This window comes from Gemmatimonadota bacterium (genome assembly GCA_016719105.1).
Classification (GTDB): Bacteria; Gemmatimonadota; Gemmatimonadetes; order Gemmatimonadales; family Gemmatimonadaceae; genus SCN-70-22.
On sequence record JADKAQ010000001.1, the window covers coordinates 644,813 to 662,356 of the forward strand.

The window sequence follows — 17,544 nt, forward strand, 5'->3', positions numbered from 1 at the left end:
GGATCGAGGGCGCGTCGCCTTCTCCGACATGTCGATCAAAAGCCTACCTTCGCTCGCGCACGCGCTGAGTGTCGCCCCCGACCTGGACGCGGCACTTGTCGCGCTCGGGGAGGCGCTCGCCGAGTCCGATCGGTCGGCCATCGTCTCCGTCTTTCGGTACGACGGACGGCGCGACATGCTCCGCGAACGCCTGACGCCGGTCGCCGAGCGCGTCGTCCGCTCGACGGTCGACACCACGGTCGACCACCTCCCCCCGGCGGCCCGGGCGATGGTTACGAACGGTGGCCAGTTCGTCGACCTCGGCGACCGGTCGGTCGAGTACGCACGGCTGCTTGGCCTCACTCCCTTCGCCGACGGCGGCATCCTGTCGCTGCGCGGCCTAACGACCGACGGCGAACTCTCGGGGATGCTGGGGCTGTATGAGCAGCGGCGCATGTTCGGGACGCGGACGAGCGAGCGATTCGCCCCCGCGGTCGCCCTCTTCGAGCTAGCCTACGCGCGGTACGGCGAGCGTGAGGCGCGGGACGAGGCGGTGCGAACGCTCGAGGACGTGACGCAGCGCGTGCACGGCGAGTACATCCGGAAGTTGGGCGTGCTCGAGTCGGAATTGGGGAAGGCGCGTGGGGCGGCGTCGCAGCTCAATGCCGCGGACGCCGAACGCCTGTTGCACCTGGAGCGCGACATCGCCGCCGCGCAGGAGGAGGGACGGCGCGCGGTGCGCAAGTCGTCGTCGCTCGAGCAGCAGCTCACGGCCGCCGTCGCGCAGCTCGAGCAGGCGCACATCGAACTGCATCGACGCAACGAGTCGCTGCGGCAGAAAACGCGGACGCTCTACCTCATCGAGCGGTCCCTGCGCATCGACAACACCACCAAGGACGACCCGCGGGGCCTCGTCGACGGCCTCCTCGCGCTGGTGGGCGACGACATGCAGGCGCAGCGCTGCTCGCTCATGCTGCGCGCCCCCGAACCCGACACGCTCTACCTGGCCGCCGCGCGCGGGCTCGCCCCCAACATCGTCCTCGGCCAGCGCATCCCGAACGGCAAGGGGGTGGCCGGGATCGTGGCCATGTCGCGCGAACCGCTCCTCGTGCAGGACGCGGCCGAAGCCGACCGTCACCCGCTCCTCCGCGACCAGTATCTCACGACGGGGTCGTTCATCTCGTTCCCGCTCATCTACTGCGATGAGCTGATCGGCGTCGTGAACCTCACCAACCGCGCCAAGCGCGGCGTCTTCGTGGAAGAAGACGTGGAGCGCGTCTCGCTTCTCGCGCTGGTGATCGCCCTCATCGCGGCCAACGCCAACCTCCCGGAGCGACTGCTGGGGGAGATCGGTGGCGAGTAACGCGCTCCAACAGGCGATCCGTCGCCTGGCCTTCGGAGAGTCGCTCGATGCCGCCAGTGCGGCCGACGCATTTGGCGTGATCATGCGTGGAGAGGCGACGCCGGCGCAGGTGGCGGCGCTCCTCATGGCGCTGCGAGTGAAGGGGGAGACCGTCGACGAGGTGGCGGGCGCGGCCAGCGCACTCCGCGAGGCGATGGTGCGCCTTCCATCCGAACGCCCCGACGATCTCGTCGACACCTGCGGAACGGGCGGCGGGACGATCACCACGTTCAATATCTCGACCGCGGCCGGTCTCCTCGCGGCGGGGTTGGGTGTTCGCGTCGCCAAGCATGGCAATCGCTCGTTCACCTCGCAGTGCGGAAGCGCGGATGTGCTGGAGGCGCTTGGAGTGCCGCTGGACGCGCCGCCGGCCGTGATGGAGCGCTCGCTGCGCGAGGCGGGGATCGTCTTCATGTTCGCTCCCAGCATGCACCCGGCGATGCGCCACGTGGGACCGGTCCGGCGTGAACTGGCGGTTCCCACGGTGATGAACATCGTGGGGCCGCTCGCCAATCCGGCGTCGGCGGGACGTCAGGTGCTGGGCGTCGCCGAGACCCAGCGCATGGGGCTCCTGGCCGGCGCGCTGGCCGCGCTCGGGACTCGGCACGCGCTCATCGTTCACGGCGCGCCCGGGATGGACGAGTTCTCCCCGCTCGGACCGACACGGGTGATGGAAGTCCGCGGCGCCGAGACGCGCGAATGGACGGTGGAGCCCTCGGCCTACGGCTTTGGTCCGTTCGCGCCTGAAGCGCTGGCGGGGGGAACGCCGGCGGAGAACGCCCGCATCGTACGCGACGTGTTGGGCGGTGCGGGGAACTCGGCTTCGACGGCGGCGGTGATCCTGAATGCCGCGGCGGCGCTCCTGGTGGGCGGCGTCGTGGAGGACTTCGGCGACGGAGTGGAACTCGCGCGTCGCGGAATACGCGAGGGAGCAGGGCTTTCGGCGCTGGAGCGACTCAAGCTGGCGTACGCCCAGGGCGCCCCGTAAGGCCAGCGAGCACGCGGCGCGGCAGCTGACGGTGGGACGCTGGTCGCCGGGAGACGCCGCGTGCCGCTGGCTGGGGACGCGAAACGGGGCGCCCGAAGTCGGGGCGCCCCGTCGCCTTCACCGCGTGGGATGCTGCCGCGAGCGGCCGTCGCTAGTACTTGCGAATGACTCCCACGACGATCCCCTGGATCGCGATGTCGTTCTCGTGGACGTACAGCGGCGAGAGCGTCTCGTTGGCCGGCTGCAGGCGAATGCGCCCGTCGCGCTCGCGGTAGAACTTCTTGCAGGTGGCGCCGCTGTCGTTGTGCATGTTGACGAGGGCGATGACCATCTCGCCGTTGTCGGCGCTGCGGCGCTCGTTCACGATGACGAAGTCGCCGTCGCGAATCTGCTCGTCGATCATGGAGTTGCCGCGCACCTTGAGCACGTAGTGGCTCCCGCTGCGGGAGACCAACTCCTGCGGAACGGCGATCGACTCGTTATGCGTGTAGGCCTCGATCGGCATCCCGGCGGCGACCGTCCCGAGGAGGGGGAGGTCGACGGCGCGCGCGAACATGTCGGACGGGAGGATCTCGATGGCCCGACTCTCGTTGTAGCTGCGCCGGATGTAGCCCTTGCGCTCGAGGTTGGTGAGGTGCTCGTGGACGGTGGCCAGCGAGTTATAGTTGAAGTGCGCGGCGATCTCCTCGAAGCTGGGTGCATAGCCCCGATCGTCGGCGTACTCCTGCAGGTAGGTCAGGATCTCTCGTTGCCGTTTTGTGAGCGGCATGGGCTGGCTCCCTCGCGAAGGTGCATCGACGGGGCGCCCGAGCGTGCGCGAGAGCCCCCGAACAACTGCCGAAGAAACACTAGCCGAACAAGCCCCGAAGTGCAAGAGAATTTCCGTTGGTCCCCGCCCGGAGGCCCGCTGGGCCGTCTGACCCGGGCCGCCGAGGAGCGCGCCGCCACGCTCAGGCGGTCGATGCCCGAACTCCGCGCCCGCGCGCTCGACACCGGGGCGCCGCCGCCGTTCGCCTCGTCTCTGCGTGATGGCGCCACGGTGGCCGTGATCGCGGAGATCAAGCGGAGATCTCCCTCCAAGGGGGCGATCAACGAGGGGATCCGGGCTGGGGACCGGGCGGCGCTGTACGCCGATGCCGGCGCTCGCGCGCTGTCGATCCTGACGGAACCCTTGGAGTTTGGCGGGACGACCGAGGACCTGCTCGAGGTGCGCGCTCGCGTCGGACTCCCGCTCCTCAAGAAGGACTTTCACGTCGACGAGGCGCAGGTGTGGGAGGCTCGCGCCCTCGGAGCGTCGGCCATCCTCTTCATCGCCCGTGCCCTTGCCCCGCACCGACTGGACGTGCTGGTGGAGACGGCCCTCATGGCAGGACTCGAGGCGCTGGTCGAGATCCGCTCCGAGGCGGAGTTGGCCCGCGCGGTGGCGACGCCGGCGACGGTGATCGGGGTCAACGCCCGCGACCTGGAGACGCTGATCATCGAACCGTGGGTGACGGAGCGCCTGCTCCCGGCGATTCCCGGCGATCGGGTTCGGGTGGCCGAGAGCGGGATGTCCAGCGCCGAAGACGTGCGGCGCGCGGCGGCCCTTGGCGCACACGCCGTGCTGGTGGGGTCGTCGCTGTCGGCAGCCGACGATCCGTCAGCTGCACTTCGCGCGCTTGCCGCGGTGTCCCGAGGGGCCCATGGCGGTTGAGGTCAAGGTGTGCGGCCTGACGCGCGCCGCCGACGCCGCGCTCGCGACGGCGTTAGGCGCGGCGTACCTGGGCTTCATCTTCGCGCCCAGCCCGCGACGGCTGACGGTCGACGCCGCCGCGCAGCTGCTCGCCACCCTCGACACCGCGGACGAGGCGACGGTGCGACCGCGGCGCGTCGGCGTGTTTGCCGGGGCGGGCGTGGGGGAGATCGCGGCGGCGGTGCATCGCCTCGGCCTCGACATCGTGCAGCTGCACGGCGCGGAGGATGCGCGTCTCGTGGCGGCGTTGCGGGATACGGTTCCCTCGGCGCTGTGGAGCGTGGTTCACGTCGGGGAAGAGGGGATCGATCGTGCCCAGCTCGAGTGGGCGACGCGCGGGGATGGCATCCTCCTCGATGCCAAGGTGGACGGGATGCTCGGGGGGACCGGGCGCGCCTTCGACTGGGAGCGCGAGCGAGCGGTGGTGGCGCCCCTTCGGGCGGGACGTTCCATTATTCTTGCGGGAGGGCTCACCGCCGAGAACGTGGCGCGCGCCATTGCGGTGTTTTCGCCCGATATCGTCGATGTGTCGTCCGGGGTCGAAGCGTCCCCTGGGTGCAAGGATCCGGCGCGCTTGCGCGCGTTCGTTCACGCTGTCCACGGAGTTGGTGCTGCATGACCGCCCCTGTTGTCCCCGCGGGTTCGACCCCGATCTCCGAACGCGATCGGTTTGGCGCGTATGGTGGGCGCTACGTCCCCGAGACGCTGATTCCGGCGCTCGAGGAGCTCGACGCCGCCTTCGACACGGCCATGGCCGATCCCGCGTTCGTGGCCGAGTGGATGGACCTGCTGACGCATTACGTCGGCCGGCCCTCGCCGCTGAGCGATGCGCCTAGACTCTCGGCGCTCGTGGGGGCGCCGATCTGGCTCAAGCGCGAAGACCTGAATCACACGGGGGCGCACAAGATCAACAACACCGTCGGCCAGGCGCTGCTCGCCCGGCGGATGGGGAAGACGCGCATCATCGCCGAGACCGGGGCGGGGCAGCACGGGGTGGCCACGGCGACGATCTGTGCCCGCTTCGGGCTGGGGTGCGTCGTGTACATGGGCGAGGAGGACATGCGGCGGCAATCGCTCAACGTGTACCGCATGCGCCTGATGGGCGCGGAAGTGATCCCCGTCACGTCGGGGACGCGCACGTTGAAGGACGCGACGACTGAGGCGATCCGCGATTGGGTCACGACCGTCCGTGATTCGCACTACATCATCGGCTCGGTGGTAGGGCCGGCGCCGTATCCGCGGATGGTGCGGGCCTTCCAGTCGGTGATCGGCCGGGAGGCGCGCGCGCAGATGCTGGCGCGCGCCGGGGCCCTGCCGAAGAGCGTGGTGGCCTGCGTGGGGGGCGGGTCCAACGCGATGGGAATCTTTGCCGGATTCGTTGACGACGCGGGGGTGGAACTCGTCGGTGTGGAGGCGGCCGGAGAGGGGCTCGATTCCGGCCGCCACTCGGCGTCGCTGACGTGCGGGACGCCGGGGGTGCTGCATGGCTCCCTGAGCTACCTGCTGCAGGATGCGCGCGGTCAGGTGCACCCGGCGCATTCGATCTCGGCGGGGCTGGACTATCCTGGGGTGGGGCCGGAGCACTCGTACCTAAAGGACAGTGGCCGGGCTACGTACGTGGCGGTGGACGATGCGCAGGCACTGGAGGGCTTCGCGATGCTGAGTCGGCTGGAAGGGATCATCCCGGCCCTGGAGACGGCGCACGCGGTGGCGTGGATCGCCGCGCAGCGTGGTCGGTGGGCGCCTGACGAGGGCGTCCTGCTGTGCGTGAGCGGGCGCGGGGACAAGGACGTGGCGCAGGTTCGCGAAATGGGTATCTTGGCCCCGTGACCCTGCAGTCGGCGCCCACCTCGACCCACAGCGCGGAGGATCGCCCCGAGCCCCCATTTCCGGTGGCGCTCGTGGAGGAGATGCTCCGCATGTTTGGTCGTGCGGTTCGCGCCCACCAGCTGTACCTCCACAACAACCCGACCTACCTGCGCGCCCTCGACAGCGCGCGTGCGGCGTTCGCGCCGATCTGGGGGCACACGGACGAGTTGGTGATCGAAGTCACCGACACGCAGCTCCGGTGGGAAGGGCACGCGGTCATCAACGAACCGGACAAGACCACCGACGCGCTGCCGTGGATCCTCTACAAGGACGGGATCCGCGAGCTGCGGCTCATGCGCGACGTGGAGCAGCAGGAGCTCGTGGCGTTGATCGACATCCTGACGCGCGTGCGCAAGGCGTCGCCCGACGAGGATGACCTGCTGACGCTGCTGTGGGAGCAGGAGTTCGCCTTCGTGCGGTATCGCTACGTCGACATGACGCTCGAGGGGGTGGCGCCGCTCGACGCGTCGGAGCTGGCCAAGCAGGAGCGGCTGGTCGACCCGCAGGCGATCCAGGAGCCGCCGCAGGAGAACGTGCTCCCATCGGGGGTGGTCAACCTCGACGACTTCGACGCGACGCTGTACTTCCTGGACGAGCGCGAAGTGGAGTACCTGCGCGACGCGGTGGCGACGGAGTACGCCTCGGACCTGCGGGGCAACGTCGTGGCGATCCTCCTGGACGTCTTCGAGGTGCAGGTCGATCCCGCCATCCGCGACGAGATCGTCGGGGTGCTCGACAACCTGCTCGTGCACCTGCTCACGGCCGGACAGCTGCGCACGGTCGCGCACCTGCTGCGCGAGGTGAACATCGCGGCCAATCGGGCGCGCGACCTCACGCCGCAGCAGCGGGAGACGATCCTCTCGCTCCCCAACCGGATGAGCGAGCCCGAGGCACTGTCGCAGCTCCTGCAATCGCTGGACGAGCGCACCGACATGGCGGAGCAGTCGGAGCTCAACGAGCTGTTCGATCAGCTGCGCGTGTCGGCGCTGGGGACGATCTTCTCGTGGCTGGGGCGGCTGCAGACGCCGCGGGTGCGCACGCAGCTCGAGGCCGCGGCGCAGCGGCTGGCGGCGGCGAACACCGGGGAGCTGGTGCGCCTGATCGGTGCGCCGGAGCGAGAGGTCTCGCTCGAGGCGATTCGCCGGTCGGGGGCGATGCGCGCGGCGGCCGCGGTTCCCGCGCTCGCCCGGCTCATGACCCAGCAGGATGGCGACGTGCGCCTGGCGGCGGTGCAGGCGCTCGCCGAGATCGGGACGCCGGGGGCGCTGCAGCAGCTGGAGCGCAGCATCGACGATCCGTCGCGCGAGGTGCGGGTGGCGACGGCGCGCGCGTTCGCGGCGCGCGTCCATCGACCGGCGCTCGCCAAGATCGAGGCGGCGATCAAGGGGAAGCGGGTCTCCGAGGCCGACCTCACGGAGAAGATGGCGCTCTTCGAGGCGTTCGGCGCGATGTGTGGCGAGGGGGGGGTGACGCTGCTCGACGGCCTGCTGAACACCAAGAGCTTCTTCGGACGTCGTGAGGACCCGGAGCTGCGGGCCTGCGCGGCGATGGCGTTGGGCCGGGTGGCGACGCCTAACGCGATCGCGGTGTTGCGCCGGGCGGCGTCGGACAAGGAGATCCTGGTGCGCAATGCGGTGAACCGGGCGCTGCGCGGCGGGACGGCATGACGACGCCGCGGCACACGCCGGTTGGGGGGCTGGTGCGCTCCAGCGGTCGGACGCCGGCCGGCGGCGCGCGCGCCCAGGTGCCGCTCAGCGACCTCACGGGCGACACCTACATCCGGCGCGCCGGCCGACAGCTCATCGTGAGCATCTACGGCGCGATGCGCGTGATTCGGCTGTATCCGCCCGAGAACGAGGCGGTGCGGAACGCGCTGAGCGACCTGGCGCAGTCAGCGCAGGACCTGCTCGAGCGCGAGCACGAAGTCGAGCTACGCGCCTCGAACGAGTTCATCTTCGTGAACTCGACGCGCTTGCGTCTCGACCTCGACAACTACGCCAGCTTCTCGCAGATCCTGTCGGTGCTGCGCGCCGTCGGTGTGGGGTCGGTACGCCTCAGCGACACGGCGCAGGCGCGCGACTGGCTCGTCTTCCTGTCGCTCTTGCTGAGCCAGAGCAAGGCCGGCGATGACGTCACCGCCTTCGACCTCACCGAGAAGTTGGCGGCCGCCGGGGTGACGTGCTTCGAACTCGGCGCCCCGCTCGTCACCGAGGACGACACCGACTTTCGCCAGCGCGCCAAGGAAGCGGCCAAGCGGACCTACTCGCAGTCGGTGGCCGTGACCAAGGAAGTGATGAACTCGGTGCGCATGGGGGCGTCACCGAACATCAAGAAGATCAAGCGCGTGGTGCAGACCATCGTCGACCAGATCCTCAACGAGGAGACGTCGCTGGTGGGGCTCACCACCATCCGCGACTACGACGAGTACACGTTCACGCACTCGGTGAACGTCTGCATCTTCTCGGTGGCGCTGGGCCGACGACTGGGGCTGAGCAAGATGCAGCTCTACGACCTGGGGCTGGCGGCGCTGTTCCACGACATCGGCAAGTCGCGCGTCCCGCTCTCGGTGCTGAACAAGACCGACGGGCTCTCCGACGACGACTGGCGCTGGCTGGCGGCGCACCCGTGGCTCGGGGTGCTGGCGCTGTTCCACATGCGCGGGCAACAGGAGTTGCCCTATCGCGCGATGGTGGTGGCGTACGAGCATCACATGAAGCAGGACCTGACGGGATACCCCAAGACGATCCGGCCGCGCGCGCAGAGCATCTTCAGCCGCATCGTGGCGGTCGCCGACGGCTTCGACGCCGCCACCACGCGGCGCGCCTACCAGACGGTCCCGATGTCGCCGGCGGCGGTGCTGGCCGGGATGCGCGACAACCCGCGCCGCGGGATGGACCCGGTGGTGGTGAAGGGGTTCATCAACTTGTTAGGCGTCTTCCCGGTGGGGACGCTCGTCGTGCTCGACACCTTCGAGCTCGCCGTCGTGCACGCCGTGAATCCCAACCCGTCGGCGATCTCGCGCCCGGTCGTACGCATCGTGAGCGACGATCGCGGCAACGTCCTCTTCCCGGGGAACCTGGCCGACCTGACCGAGCAGAAGCCCGACGGGACGTACCTCCGCACCATCATCAAGACCGAGAATCCGGATCGCTACGGCATCAATGTCGGTGACTACTTCGTCTGACGCGCTGTCCCTTCGTTTCGCTTCGCTGGCCCGCGAGGGACGGCGGGCGCTCGTGACGTACATGACGGCGGGGCACCCCGATCCGGCGCAATCGGTCGCGCTCATGCGCGCGCTCGAGGCCGGCGGCGCCGACATCATCGAGGTCGGGGTCCCGTTCTCCGATCCGATGGCCGATGGACCGGTGATCCAGCGCAGCTCCCAGGTCGCGCTCGAGCACGGCACCGGGCTTACCCAGGTCTTGGACCTCGTGCGCGAGGCCGGGCTCTCCGTCCCGGTCGTCCTGTTCAGCTACCTCAACCCGATCATGGCGGCGGGGCAGGACGTGCTCGAGCGCGCCGCGCAGGCGGGCGTGCACGGGTTGCTGCTGACGGATCTCCCGGTGGGGGCCGACCCGGTGCGCGAGGCGTGGGTCGGTGCGGGACCGCTCGCCTTCGTGCGACTTGTCGCGCCGACGACGCCGGCTGACCGCATGCGCGAGATCGCCCACCACGGACGCGGCTTCGTGTACCTCATTTCGCGGTTAGGGGTGACCGGGATGCAACACGACGTCGCCAGCGACCTCCCGGAGACCATCGCCCGCCTGCGCGGGGCCACCGACCTCCCGATCTGCGTCGGCTTCGGCGTCTCGACCGGCGCGCAGGCGCAGGCCATCGGGCGCCTGGCCGATGGCATCGTCGTCGGGAGCGCGATCGTGAAGGCGGCCGAAGCGGGGGTGGACGCGGCGCACGCCCTTACCGTCGAATTGCGCCGGGCACTCGACTCCATCTGACGTGCGACTGCGCGTCGACCTGATCACGCGCGGCGTCGCCGTCGCTGGCACGGCGTCGGTCGCCGCGCTCGTCGTGGTCGATCCCCGGTGGGCGGCGCACCCGATCGGATTGGCGATCGCCTTCATCGCCACGATCCTGCTGCGCGCCCGACCGATCGCGCTGACGAAGTACTCCACGCTCACCGGGTTGCCGGTGTCGGCGATGGCCGGGGCGCTGATCCTCGGCGCCAGCGGGGCGGCGATGGCCGTCTTTGCGGGAGTGCTGGTCGCCGACTGGCTGCTGCAGCGCAAGGCGCTGGCGTGGGCCTGGGTCAACGCCGGGCGCGAGTCGCTCGCGCTGGTGGCCGCGTGCGGCGCCTACGCCGCCGCCGCGGCGGTGCTCAATGTGCAGCTGACGGGGACGCTCTCGGCCGAGGGGGTCCCGGCGATGTCGACGCTCGTCTTCGCCTACTTCATCGCCTCGCGGGCGCTGCAGTACTTCTCGCTCCTCGTCCGCGACAAGCTCCTCCCCGACGAACGGTCGCTGATCCTCCGCTACGAGGTCATTGCGTTCGGCGCCTCCTCCGCCGCGGTGCTCCTGGTCGTGCTCACCGTGACCAACGTCGGCCTGGCCGGATGGGTGGTGGTCACGGTGGCGTTAGGCTTCGGGGCGCTCCTCTTCCAGCGCATCATCGAGGAGGCGATCGCCGCCGAGGAGCTGAACAAGATCCACCAGATGGAGCTGGTCGTGGCGAGCGACGCCTCGCTCGCCGATGCCTTCCAGCGCATCGCCGGACTGGCCAATCGCCTCGTCGACTGGCGTGACTTCCGGATCCATCGCCTGCAGGAGGGGGAGCCGCGCCTGCTCTTCACCGGGCGTGATGGGCTCATCGAACCGCCGATCGTCCCGCCAGACGAAGGGCGCCAGCTGCGCGACGAGGCGCTGGTCACCGGGCGTCCGGTGGTCGTCGTCGACGCGCTGACCGACCCTCGCCTCGCCGGCGCACGCGACACCGTGCGCAGCGCTGTCGTCGTTCCGCTGCGTTTCGGCGAACGCACGGTGGGGTTGCTGGAGCTGGAGCACCACAAGCGCGGAACCTACGGGGCCAAGCAGCTCGGCGTGGTGCAGCGCTTCGCCTCGCAGCTGGCGACGACGATCCACATCCAGGATCTGCGGCGCCCGCTCGCCGAGTCGGTGTCGCGACTCGAACGGCAGGTGGAGACGATGAGCGAGTCGGCGCACCAGCTGCGCAGCGGTGCCGAGACGGTCGCGCGACTGGCCGCTGAGATCTCGCGCTCGGTGGCCGAGGCGAGCGATCAGGCCGCACGAGGACACGATGCGGCGGCCGAGGTGCACGCGACGACGTCGTCCATCGCCCGCGACGCGCGCGAGGCGGCGTCGGCCAGCGATCGCGCGGTGCAGATCGCCACCGAGCATCGCGGCACGATCGGGACCGCGATCGAACGGCTGGTGAGCGCGAAGGGGTTCGTCGGTGAGAGCGGGATGATCATGGGCGATCTGGGCGACGAAACGCGCCGCGTGACGTCGTTCATCGGCGTGATCAAGGACCTGGCGGAGCAAACCAACCTCCTGGCGCTCAACGCCGCGATCGAAGCGGCACGGGCTGGCGAGGAGGGACGCGGCTTCGCGGTCGTGGCGGAAGAGATCCGCAAACTGGCCGAACAGAGCGGGAAAGCGTCGGAGGAGGCGTCGGTGCTGGTGGCCACGCTGGCCGGGCAGATGGAACGGGCCACGCGCCAGATGGATCGCGGGCGCTCAATGGTGGCCGACGTGGAAGGGCTCTCGGAGTCGGCGCGGGATGCGATGGCGCAGGTCGTCGACTCGTCGCGTTCGGCCGCGACCTGGGCCAAGCGCATCGCGGAGGTCTCGCGCGCGCAGGAAGACGCGGTGGGCGGCGTGCGCGACCGCATCGCCCGCATCGCCGAGATCTCGGGGCGCAACCGGGAGGGGGCGGCCCAGGTGGCGGGAACGGCCGAGTCGCAGGCGCGCTCGGTGCACGAAGTGGAAGAGTCGACGCGGGAGTTGCGCGAACTCGCCACCTATCTCGCCGACCTGGCCCGGCGCCTCACGCGACTCACGCAGGGCTGAAATTGACCGCCTTTCACGCCACCGGTAGGTTGCGACGTCGTGCCTACTGCCGCTGATCCCACCTCACGCGAGGTCGCGCCGAGCGACCCGTTGCTTCCGCCCTGGGCCCAGGTCGGTGAGCGACGTCGCGCGCACATCGCGCGGGTGACGTCGCTGCTCGATCGCTGGAGCGATGCGCTGCACCTGACGCCCGCCGAGCGGCAGGTGTGGCACGATGCGGGGCGGTACCACGATGCGCTGCGCGACGCCCCGCTCGAGCAGTTGCGGCTGGCGGTTCCCGATCCCTCGCTCCCCGACAGCGTGCTGCACGGGCCGGCGGCGGCGCTGCGGCTGGCGGCTGAGGGGGAGTCGCGTCCCGAGCTGCTCGAGGCGATTCGCTGGCACACGCTCGGCAATCCCGAGTGGGGGCGCGTGGGGCGGGCGCTCTTCATGGCCGACTATCTCGAACCGGGGCGCCCGTTCTCGCAGGCCGATCGCGCCTTCCTGGCGTCGCACGTGCCGCTCGACTTCGATGGGGTCTTTCGGCAGGTCGTGCGGCAGCGCATCGAGTGGACGCTGCGCGAGGGGAAGACGATCTTCCCCGAGACCGCCGCCCTGTGGAATCGCGTGCGATGAAGCGCGGCCCCGTGGTGCTGGGAGGGGTGGCCCTCGTGGCAGTGGCTGCCGGTGCCTGGTGGATGTTCGCGCGAGGACCCGCGGGCGGCGAGGCGACGCGCCCCGTGCAGGGGGCCCCGGTCCAGCGCCTCGTCCCGGTGGAGACGCGGATCCGCGTGGAAGTGCTCAACACGACCAGCACGCGCGGCGTGGCGCGACGCGTCTCGCTGTACCTGCGTGATGCGGGTTTCGACGTGGTCCGCTATGCGGGCGAGGGGCCGGCGCGCGACTCCACCCTCGTACTGGATCGCACCGGGCACCCCGAATGGGCGCAGCTCGTGAGCAAGGCGTTAGGCGGGGCCGCGATCGAGGCGCGCCCCGACAGCTCACGCTACGTCGACATCACCGTGCTGGTCGGCCGCGTGGTGCGCACGCCGCCGGAGGCGTTCTACCCGTAGCTGTCCGCACGCCGCGGCGATGTCCTTCCCGCGGCTCTTGCGAATGGCGACCTCCACCTGGTGGCGCTTGAGCTGTGCGGCAAACGCCCGAATGCCGGCCGCGGTGGTGGGGGTGAAGTCGCCGGCCCCTCCCGGGTGCAGCGGGATCAGGTTGACGAAGGCACCGCAGCGCCGCGCCAGCGCCGCCAGCAGGTCGGCGTGCTGCGGTGCGTCGTTGACCCCGCCGAGCATCACGTACTCGAAGGTCACGCGCCGGTCGAAATCCGCGGCGGCCTTCACCACGTCGTCGAGCGGGTACTTCACGTTGATCGGCATGAGCGATCGGCGGAGCGCGTCGCTCGGGGCGTGGATGGAGATCGCGAGGCGGAACTGCTCGGGGCGCTGCGAGAGGGCGATGATCCCGGGGAGGACGCCAACCGTGGAGACGGTGATGTGGCGCGCCCCGATCCCGAACCCGTCCGGGGCGTTGAGGATGGTGAGCGTCTTGTCGACCGCCTCCCAGTTCATCAGCGGCTCCCCCATCCCCATGAAGACGATGTTCGTGGGGCGAATGGGGGGATCGAGGAGCGCCAGTTCGCGCACCTGCCCGGCGATCTCGTGAACCGCCAGGTTGCGGGCAAAGCCCATCACCCCGGTCGCGCAGAAGGCGCACTGCAGCGCGCAGCCGGCCTGCGACGAGATGCAGAAGGTCATGCGATCGCCGTCGGGGATGGCGACCGTCTCGATCGACTGCCCGTCGGTGAGCGTGAAGAGAAACTTCTCCGTCCCATCGCTCGACGACTGGCGCGTGGACAGCGTGAGGCCGGGAAGCACGAACGCCTCGTCCAGCGCGGTGCGCAGCGCCTGTGGGAGGGTGGTGACCTCCTGAAACGAGCGAACGGGGGCCTGCCACAGCACCGGGACGAGCTGCTTGAGGCGATACGCCGGCTCGCCGCGGGCGGCCAGGAAGGCGGCCAAGGCGTCGGCGGACTGCGCGGGGGTGAGGTCGAGGAGGTTGATCCGCCCCTCCGCGTTGTCCAAGACAAGGTGTGACATGTGGTTGAGCTTATCGGGTCGAGGGTGGCCGGGTCAACTCGTCGCCTACCACGGTGGCGGGCCGAAACGTAGATTCCGCCTGCACTTCCGACGTCCAGCCGCCGTCTCGTTCCGTCGAGACGAGGGCGCGTCCGCTTTCGCCCATGCCACCCTCTCGCGTCCATCAGTCCGTGACCTCGTGCCGTCGTCGTTGTGCCGCGCGTCGCGGTGGGCGCCGGACGTCACGCTGGGCACACCCGGAATGAGCGATGCCCGCCGCTGGGCGCCGAGCGCGGTCTGGGGGATGGTCATCCTCATCGCCACGTCGATCCCAGGCAGTGCGATTCCCGAGGGGCCGAGCATTCCCGGCATCGACAAGGTGGTGCACGGGCTGCTGTACGGCGTCTTGGGGTGGGTGGTGGGGCGCGCGTTGACCGAGGGGCGCGGTCGTCGGTCGTGGCAGGTGTGGGGGCGGGCGGTGGTAGTGATGACGGGTTTGGCGGCGGCAGACGAGTGGCATCAGCAGTGGATTCCCGGTCGCGGCGCCGATGCGCTGGACTGGGTGGCCGACGTGGCAGGGGTCACGCTCGGCGCCTCACTTTCGCGAGCGGCGCAGGTGCGCCGGGAGACCAGGTCGTGACGAGTTCGAACCCGATGGCCACTGCCTTACGGACCCACCTGTGCGGCGCCCTTCGTGAGGCGCACGTGGGGCAACGCGTGCGCGTTGGAGGGTGGGTGCACCGCACGCGCAATCTCGGGGGACTCGTCTTCGTGGACCTGCGCGACCGCGCCGGACTGTTGCAGGTCTCGTTCGCGCCGGGGACGGCGACCGCCGACGCGTTGCAGGTGGCGGAGCGCCTGACGCCGGAGACGGTCGTGCTCATCGAGGGGGAGGTCGTCGCGCGTCCGCCGGAAGGACACAATCCGGAGCTCGAGACGGGGGCCGTCGAACTGCGCGCCACGTCAGCGCGCGTGGTGGGGCCGGCGCTGACGCCGCAGATCCCGGTGGCGCGCGGCAAGGGCGAGAAGCTCGCCGCCGAGGAGTTGCGCCTGAAGTATCGTGTGCTCGACCTGCGGCGCCCGGAGCTGCAGGCCAACCTGGTCATGCGCCACCGCCTGCTGCAGACGTCGCGGCGGGTCATGAGCGACCTGGGCTTCCTCGAAATCGAGACGCCGATCCTCACCAAGCCGACGCCCGAAGGGGCACGCGACTTCCTGGTGCCGAGCCGCGTGCATCGTGGCGAGTTCTACGCACTGCCGCAGTCGCCGCAGATCTACAAGCAGCTGCTGATGGTGGCCGGGTATGATCGCTACTTCCAGATCGCCCGCTGCTTCCGCGACGAGGACCTGCGCGCCGATCGCCAGCTCGAATTCACGCAGATCGACCTCGAGGCGAGCTTCGTGAGTGCGCAGGACGTGCAGGACGTGGTGGAGGAGGTGCTGGTGGCGCTCTGGCAGGACGGCGGGCACGCGATCGCGCGTCCCTTCCCGCGCCTGACGTGGAAGGAGGCGATGGAGCGTTTCGGCGTCGACAAGCCGGACCTTCGCTTTGCCCTGGAGATCGAGGACCTGACGTCGCACGTGGGGAGCGACGCGGCCCCCTTCGTCACGGAGGCGTTAGGCGCCGGCGGTCGCGTGCGCGGGTTGCGCGTGGCGGCGGGCGCGGACGCGTCGCGCAAGGAGATCGACGGCTTCGCGGCGGCGGCCAAGGACGCCAAGGCGGGGGGGCTCATCTGGGCCAAGCGCACCGAGGCGGGGTGGGAAGGGCAGGGTGTCAAGGCGATCGGCGCCAGTGCGCTGGAGAAGCTCGGCGGGGCGGTTGGCGACTTGCTGCTGGCGGTCGTGGGCCAGGACGAGGTGACGTCGCCCGCGCTGCACGCGGTGCGCTCGGCGGTGGTCAAGCGCCCCGGCGTTCCGATGCTCACGGCGCATGCGTTCTGCTGGGTCGTCGACTTCCCGCTGTTCGAGCACGATGCCGAGACGGGACAGCACGTCCCGGCGCACCATCCGTTCACTTCGCCGCACGCCGACGACTTCGCCTTCCTCGAGAGCGATCCGGGGCGGTGTCGCGCGCAGCACTACGACGCGGTGTACAACGGCAACGAACTGGGCAGCGGCTCGATCCGCATCACCGACCCGGCCATCCAGGCGCTCATCTTCCGCCTGCTGGGGATTGGGGAAGAGGAGCAGGCGCGCCGATTCGGCTTCCTGCTCGACGGGCTGGCGGCCGGCGCGCCGCCGCACGGCGGCTTCGCGTTGGGTTTCGACCGCATCGCCATGCTGCTGGCCGGGGCGCCGTCGCTGCGCGACGTGATCGCCTTCCCCAAGACGACGGCGGCGCGTGCGCTGTTCGAGGGGGCGCCGACGCAGGTCAAGCCGGAAGACCTGACGGCGCTGCACCTGTCGATCACCGACTGACGCCGCCGCCACATCGCCCCCGCCTCACCTCACCGACTGACCGCGACGATTCGTGCCTGACGAGACGATCACGCACCGCCTCAATGCCGAAGGGGCCGACCCGCTCACGCTGGCCGGCGTCAACGACGTCAACCTCGTGGAGCTGCAACGGGTCACCGGCGCGCGCGTGGCCATGCGCGGGGACATCCTGACCATCAGCGGGGGGGCCGACACGGTGGAGCGTGCCGTCGCGGTCGCCACGCGGATGATCGACACGGCGCGCCAGCGCGGGACGCTCGACGCCGACGACGTGCTGCGCATGACGCTGGATGCGTCGCGCGACGGGGAGGAGGCGGACGTTCGCATCGCCCTGCCCGGCGTGCGCCGCCTCATCCAGCCCAAGACGCCGGGACAGGCGGCGTACCTCAAGGCGATCGCCGAGAACGACATCGTCATCGGGATCGGACCGGCGGGGACGGGGAAGACCTACCTCGCCGTTGCCGCGGCCGTCGACGCCCTCTCGCGCAAGCGGGTCAAGCGCATCATCCTTGCCCGGCCGGCCGTGGAGGCGGGGGAGAGCCTCGGCTTCCTGCCGGGCGACCTGCAGGCCAAGGTCGATCCGTACCTGCGACCGCTGTACGACGCGCTCGAGGACATGATGCCGATGGAGCGCATGCAGAAGGCGCTGGAGACGCGCGTCATCGAGATCGCCCCGCTGGCGTACATGCGCGGGCGCACGCTCAACGACGCCTTCGTCATCCTCGACGAGTCACAGAACGCCACCAACGCGCAGATGAAGATGTTCCTCACGCGCCTGGGAGCGAATTCCAAGACAGTCATCACCGGCGACAAGACGCAGATCGACCTGCCCAAGCGGGAGGAGTCGGGGCTGCTGCAGATCGAACGCATCCTGTCTCACATCGACGGGATCGCGATGCACTACCTGACCGACGTGGACGTGGTGCGGCATCGCCTGGTGCGCGAGATCATCCGGGCGTACGCCGAAGACTTGGGCGCCTGAGGCGCATGGACGACGACCCTTCTCCTGCAGCAACGGCCGGACGGGCGC

General features: G+C 70.2%; 16 protein-coding genes. 14 read left to right on the forward strand and 2 right to left on the reverse strand.

Going from position 1 to position 17,544, the window contains the following annotated elements:
- The first annotated feature begins 28 nt into the window (after positions 1-28).
- Positions 29-1,342: a GAF domain-containing protein gene (locus IPN47_02785; GenBank protein ID MBK9406971.1), complete on the forward strand. Its 1,314-nt coding sequence runs from the start codon at positions 29-31 to the stop codon at positions 1,340-1,342.
- Complete coding sequence (trpD, locus tag IPN47_02790; GenBank protein MBK9406972.1) at positions 1,332-2,369, forward strand: anthranilate phosphoribosyltransferase; 1,038 nt, start codon at positions 1,332-1,334, stop codon at positions 2,367-2,369. Before IPN47_02785 ends, trpD begins: the two co-directional genes overlap by 11 nt.
- Before the next feature lie 151 nt (positions 2,370-2,520).
- On the opposite strand, the gene lexA is transcribed toward trpD, so the two are convergent.
- Positions 2,521-3,138, reverse strand: a complete 618-nt coding sequence (lexA, locus tag IPN47_02795) for a transcriptional repressor LexA (GenBank protein MBK9406973.1) — start codon at positions 3,136-3,138, stop codon at positions 2,521-2,523.
- A 192-nt stretch (positions 3,139-3,330) separates the two neighbouring features.
- Between lexA and IPN47_02800 the strand changes: the two genes are divergently transcribed.
- Genes IPN47_02800 through IPN47_02840 form a run of 9 tightly spaced genes read left to right on the forward strand, consistent with a single transcriptional unit; the run spans position 3,331 to position 13,064 of the window.
- Complete coding sequence (locus IPN47_02800) at positions 3,331-4,062, forward strand: indole-3-glycerol-phosphate synthase (GenBank protein MBK9406974.1); 732 nt, start codon at positions 3,331-3,333, stop codon at positions 4,060-4,062.
- Positions 4,052-4,720 carry a phosphoribosylanthranilate isomerase gene (locus tag IPN47_02805; protein MBK9406975.1) on the forward strand — a complete coding sequence of 223 codons (669 nt, stop codon included), beginning with the start codon at positions 4,052-4,054 and terminating at the stop codon, positions 4,718-4,720. Before IPN47_02800 ends, IPN47_02805 begins: the two co-directional genes overlap by 11 nt.
- A complete protein-coding gene (gene trpB / locus IPN47_02810) occupies positions 4,717-5,931 on the forward strand; it encodes a tryptophan synthase subunit beta (GenBank protein ID MBK9406976.1) in 1,215 nt (404 codons plus the stop codon). The genes IPN47_02805 and trpB overlap by 4 nt, the downstream gene beginning before the upstream one ends.
- Complete coding sequence (locus IPN47_02815) at positions 5,928-7,637, forward strand: HEAT repeat domain-containing protein (GenBank protein MBK9406977.1); 1,710 nt, start codon at positions 5,928-5,930, stop codon at positions 7,635-7,637. Before trpB ends, IPN47_02815 begins: the two co-directional genes overlap by 4 nt.
- Positions 7,634-9,154, forward strand: a complete 1,521-nt coding sequence (locus IPN47_02820; GenBank protein MBK9406978.1) for an HD domain-containing protein — start codon at positions 7,634-7,636, stop codon at positions 9,152-9,154. The genes IPN47_02815 and IPN47_02820 overlap by 4 nt, the downstream gene beginning before the upstream one ends.
- On the forward strand, positions 9,132-9,923 hold the full coding sequence (locus tag IPN47_02825; protein MBK9406979.1) for a tryptophan synthase subunit alpha: 792 nt from the start codon (positions 9,132-9,134) through the stop codon (positions 9,921-9,923). The genes IPN47_02820 and IPN47_02825 overlap by 23 nt, the downstream gene beginning before the upstream one ends.
- Position 9,924: 1 nt before the next feature.
- Positions 9,925-12,012 (forward strand): GAF domain-containing protein, encoded by a 2,088-nt coding sequence (locus IPN47_02830; GenBank protein ID MBK9406980.1) that lies wholly within the window; start codon positions 9,925-9,927, stop codon positions 12,010-12,012.
- Between the two features lie 39 nt (positions 12,013-12,051).
- Positions 12,052-12,627 (forward strand): hypothetical protein, encoded by a 576-nt coding sequence (locus tag IPN47_02835; GenBank protein ID MBK9406981.1) that lies wholly within the window; start codon positions 12,052-12,054, stop codon positions 12,625-12,627.
- The gene (locus IPN47_02840) at positions 12,624-13,064 is read left to right on the forward strand and encodes a LytR C-terminal domain-containing protein (protein MBK9406982.1); all 441 of its coding nucleotides are present in this window, start codon (positions 12,624-12,626) and stop codon (positions 13,062-13,064) included. Before IPN47_02835 ends, IPN47_02840 begins: the two co-directional genes overlap by 4 nt.
- Here the strand turns inward: IPN47_02840 and rlmN are convergent.
- Positions 12,993-14,099: a 23S rRNA (adenine(2503)-C(2))-methyltransferase RlmN gene (rlmN, locus tag IPN47_02845; protein ID MBK9406983.1), complete on the reverse strand. Its 1,107-nt coding sequence runs from the start codon at positions 14,097-14,099 to the stop codon at positions 12,993-12,995. The two genes, IPN47_02840 and rlmN, sit on opposite strands and share 72 nt — an antisense overlap.
- Before the next feature lie 241 nt (positions 14,100-14,340).
- Here rlmN and IPN47_02850 point away from each other — a divergent pair, with 241 nt between their 5' ends.
- Genes IPN47_02850 through IPN47_02860 form a run of 3 tightly spaced genes read left to right on the forward strand, consistent with a single transcriptional unit; the run spans position 14,341 to position 17,496 of the window.
- Positions 14,341-14,718: a VanZ family protein gene (locus tag IPN47_02850; protein MBK9406984.1), complete on the forward strand. Its 378-nt coding sequence runs from the start codon at positions 14,341-14,343 to the stop codon at positions 14,716-14,718.
- Positions 14,719-14,732: 14 nt separating this feature from the next.
- Positions 14,733-16,496 (forward strand): aspartate--tRNA ligase, encoded by a 1,764-nt coding sequence (gene aspS, locus IPN47_02855; protein MBK9406985.1) that lies wholly within the window; start codon positions 14,733-14,735, stop codon positions 16,494-16,496.
- Positions 16,497-16,548: 52 nt separating this feature from the next.
- Entirely contained in the window at positions 16,549-17,496 is a 948-nt protein-coding gene (locus tag IPN47_02860; GenBank protein ID MBK9406986.1) for a PhoH family protein, read from the forward strand.
- The last annotated feature ends 48 nt before the right edge of the window (positions 17,497-17,544 follow it).

Excerpts from the sequence above, each read along its gene's own strand:
- IPN47_02785 (MBK9406971.1), top strand. The coding sequence starts at position 29 with ATGTCGATCAAAAGCCTACCTTCGCTCGCGCACGCGCTGAGTGTCGCC.
- lexA (MBK9406973.1), bottom strand. The coding sequence starts at position 3,138 with ATGCCGCTCACAAAACGGCAACGAGAGATCCTGACCTACCTGCAGGAG.
- IPN47_02800 (MBK9406974.1), top strand. The coding sequence starts at position 3,331 with ATGCCCGAACTCCGCGCCCGCGCGCTCGACACCGGGGCGCCGCCGCCG.
- IPN47_02805 (MBK9406975.1), top strand. The coding sequence starts at position 4,052 with ATGGCGGTTGAGGTCAAGGTGTGCGGCCTGACGCGCGCCGCCGACGCC.
- trpB (MBK9406976.1), top strand. The coding sequence starts at position 4,717 with ATGACCGCCCCTGTTGTCCCCGCGGGTTCGACCCCGATCTCCGAACGC.
- IPN47_02820 (MBK9406978.1), top strand. The coding sequence starts at position 7,634 with ATGACGACGCCGCGGCACACGCCGGTTGGGGGGCTGGTGCGCTCCAGC.
- IPN47_02825 (MBK9406979.1), top strand. The coding sequence starts at position 9,132 with ATGTCGGTGACTACTTCGTCTGACGCGCTGTCCCTTCGTTTCGCTTCG.
- IPN47_02840 (MBK9406982.1), top strand. The coding sequence starts at position 12,624 with ATGAAGCGCGGCCCCGTGGTGCTGGGAGGGGTGGCCCTCGTGGCAGTG.
- rlmN (MBK9406983.1), bottom strand. The coding sequence starts at position 14,099 with ATGTCACACCTTGTCTTGGACAACGCGGAGGGGCGGATCAACCTCCTC.
- IPN47_02850 (MBK9406984.1), top strand. The coding sequence starts at position 14,341 with ATGAGCGATGCCCGCCGCTGGGCGCCGAGCGCGGTCTGGGGGATGGTC.
- aspS (MBK9406985.1), top strand. The coding sequence starts at position 14,733 with ATGGCCACTGCCTTACGGACCCACCTGTGCGGCGCCCTTCGTGAGGCG.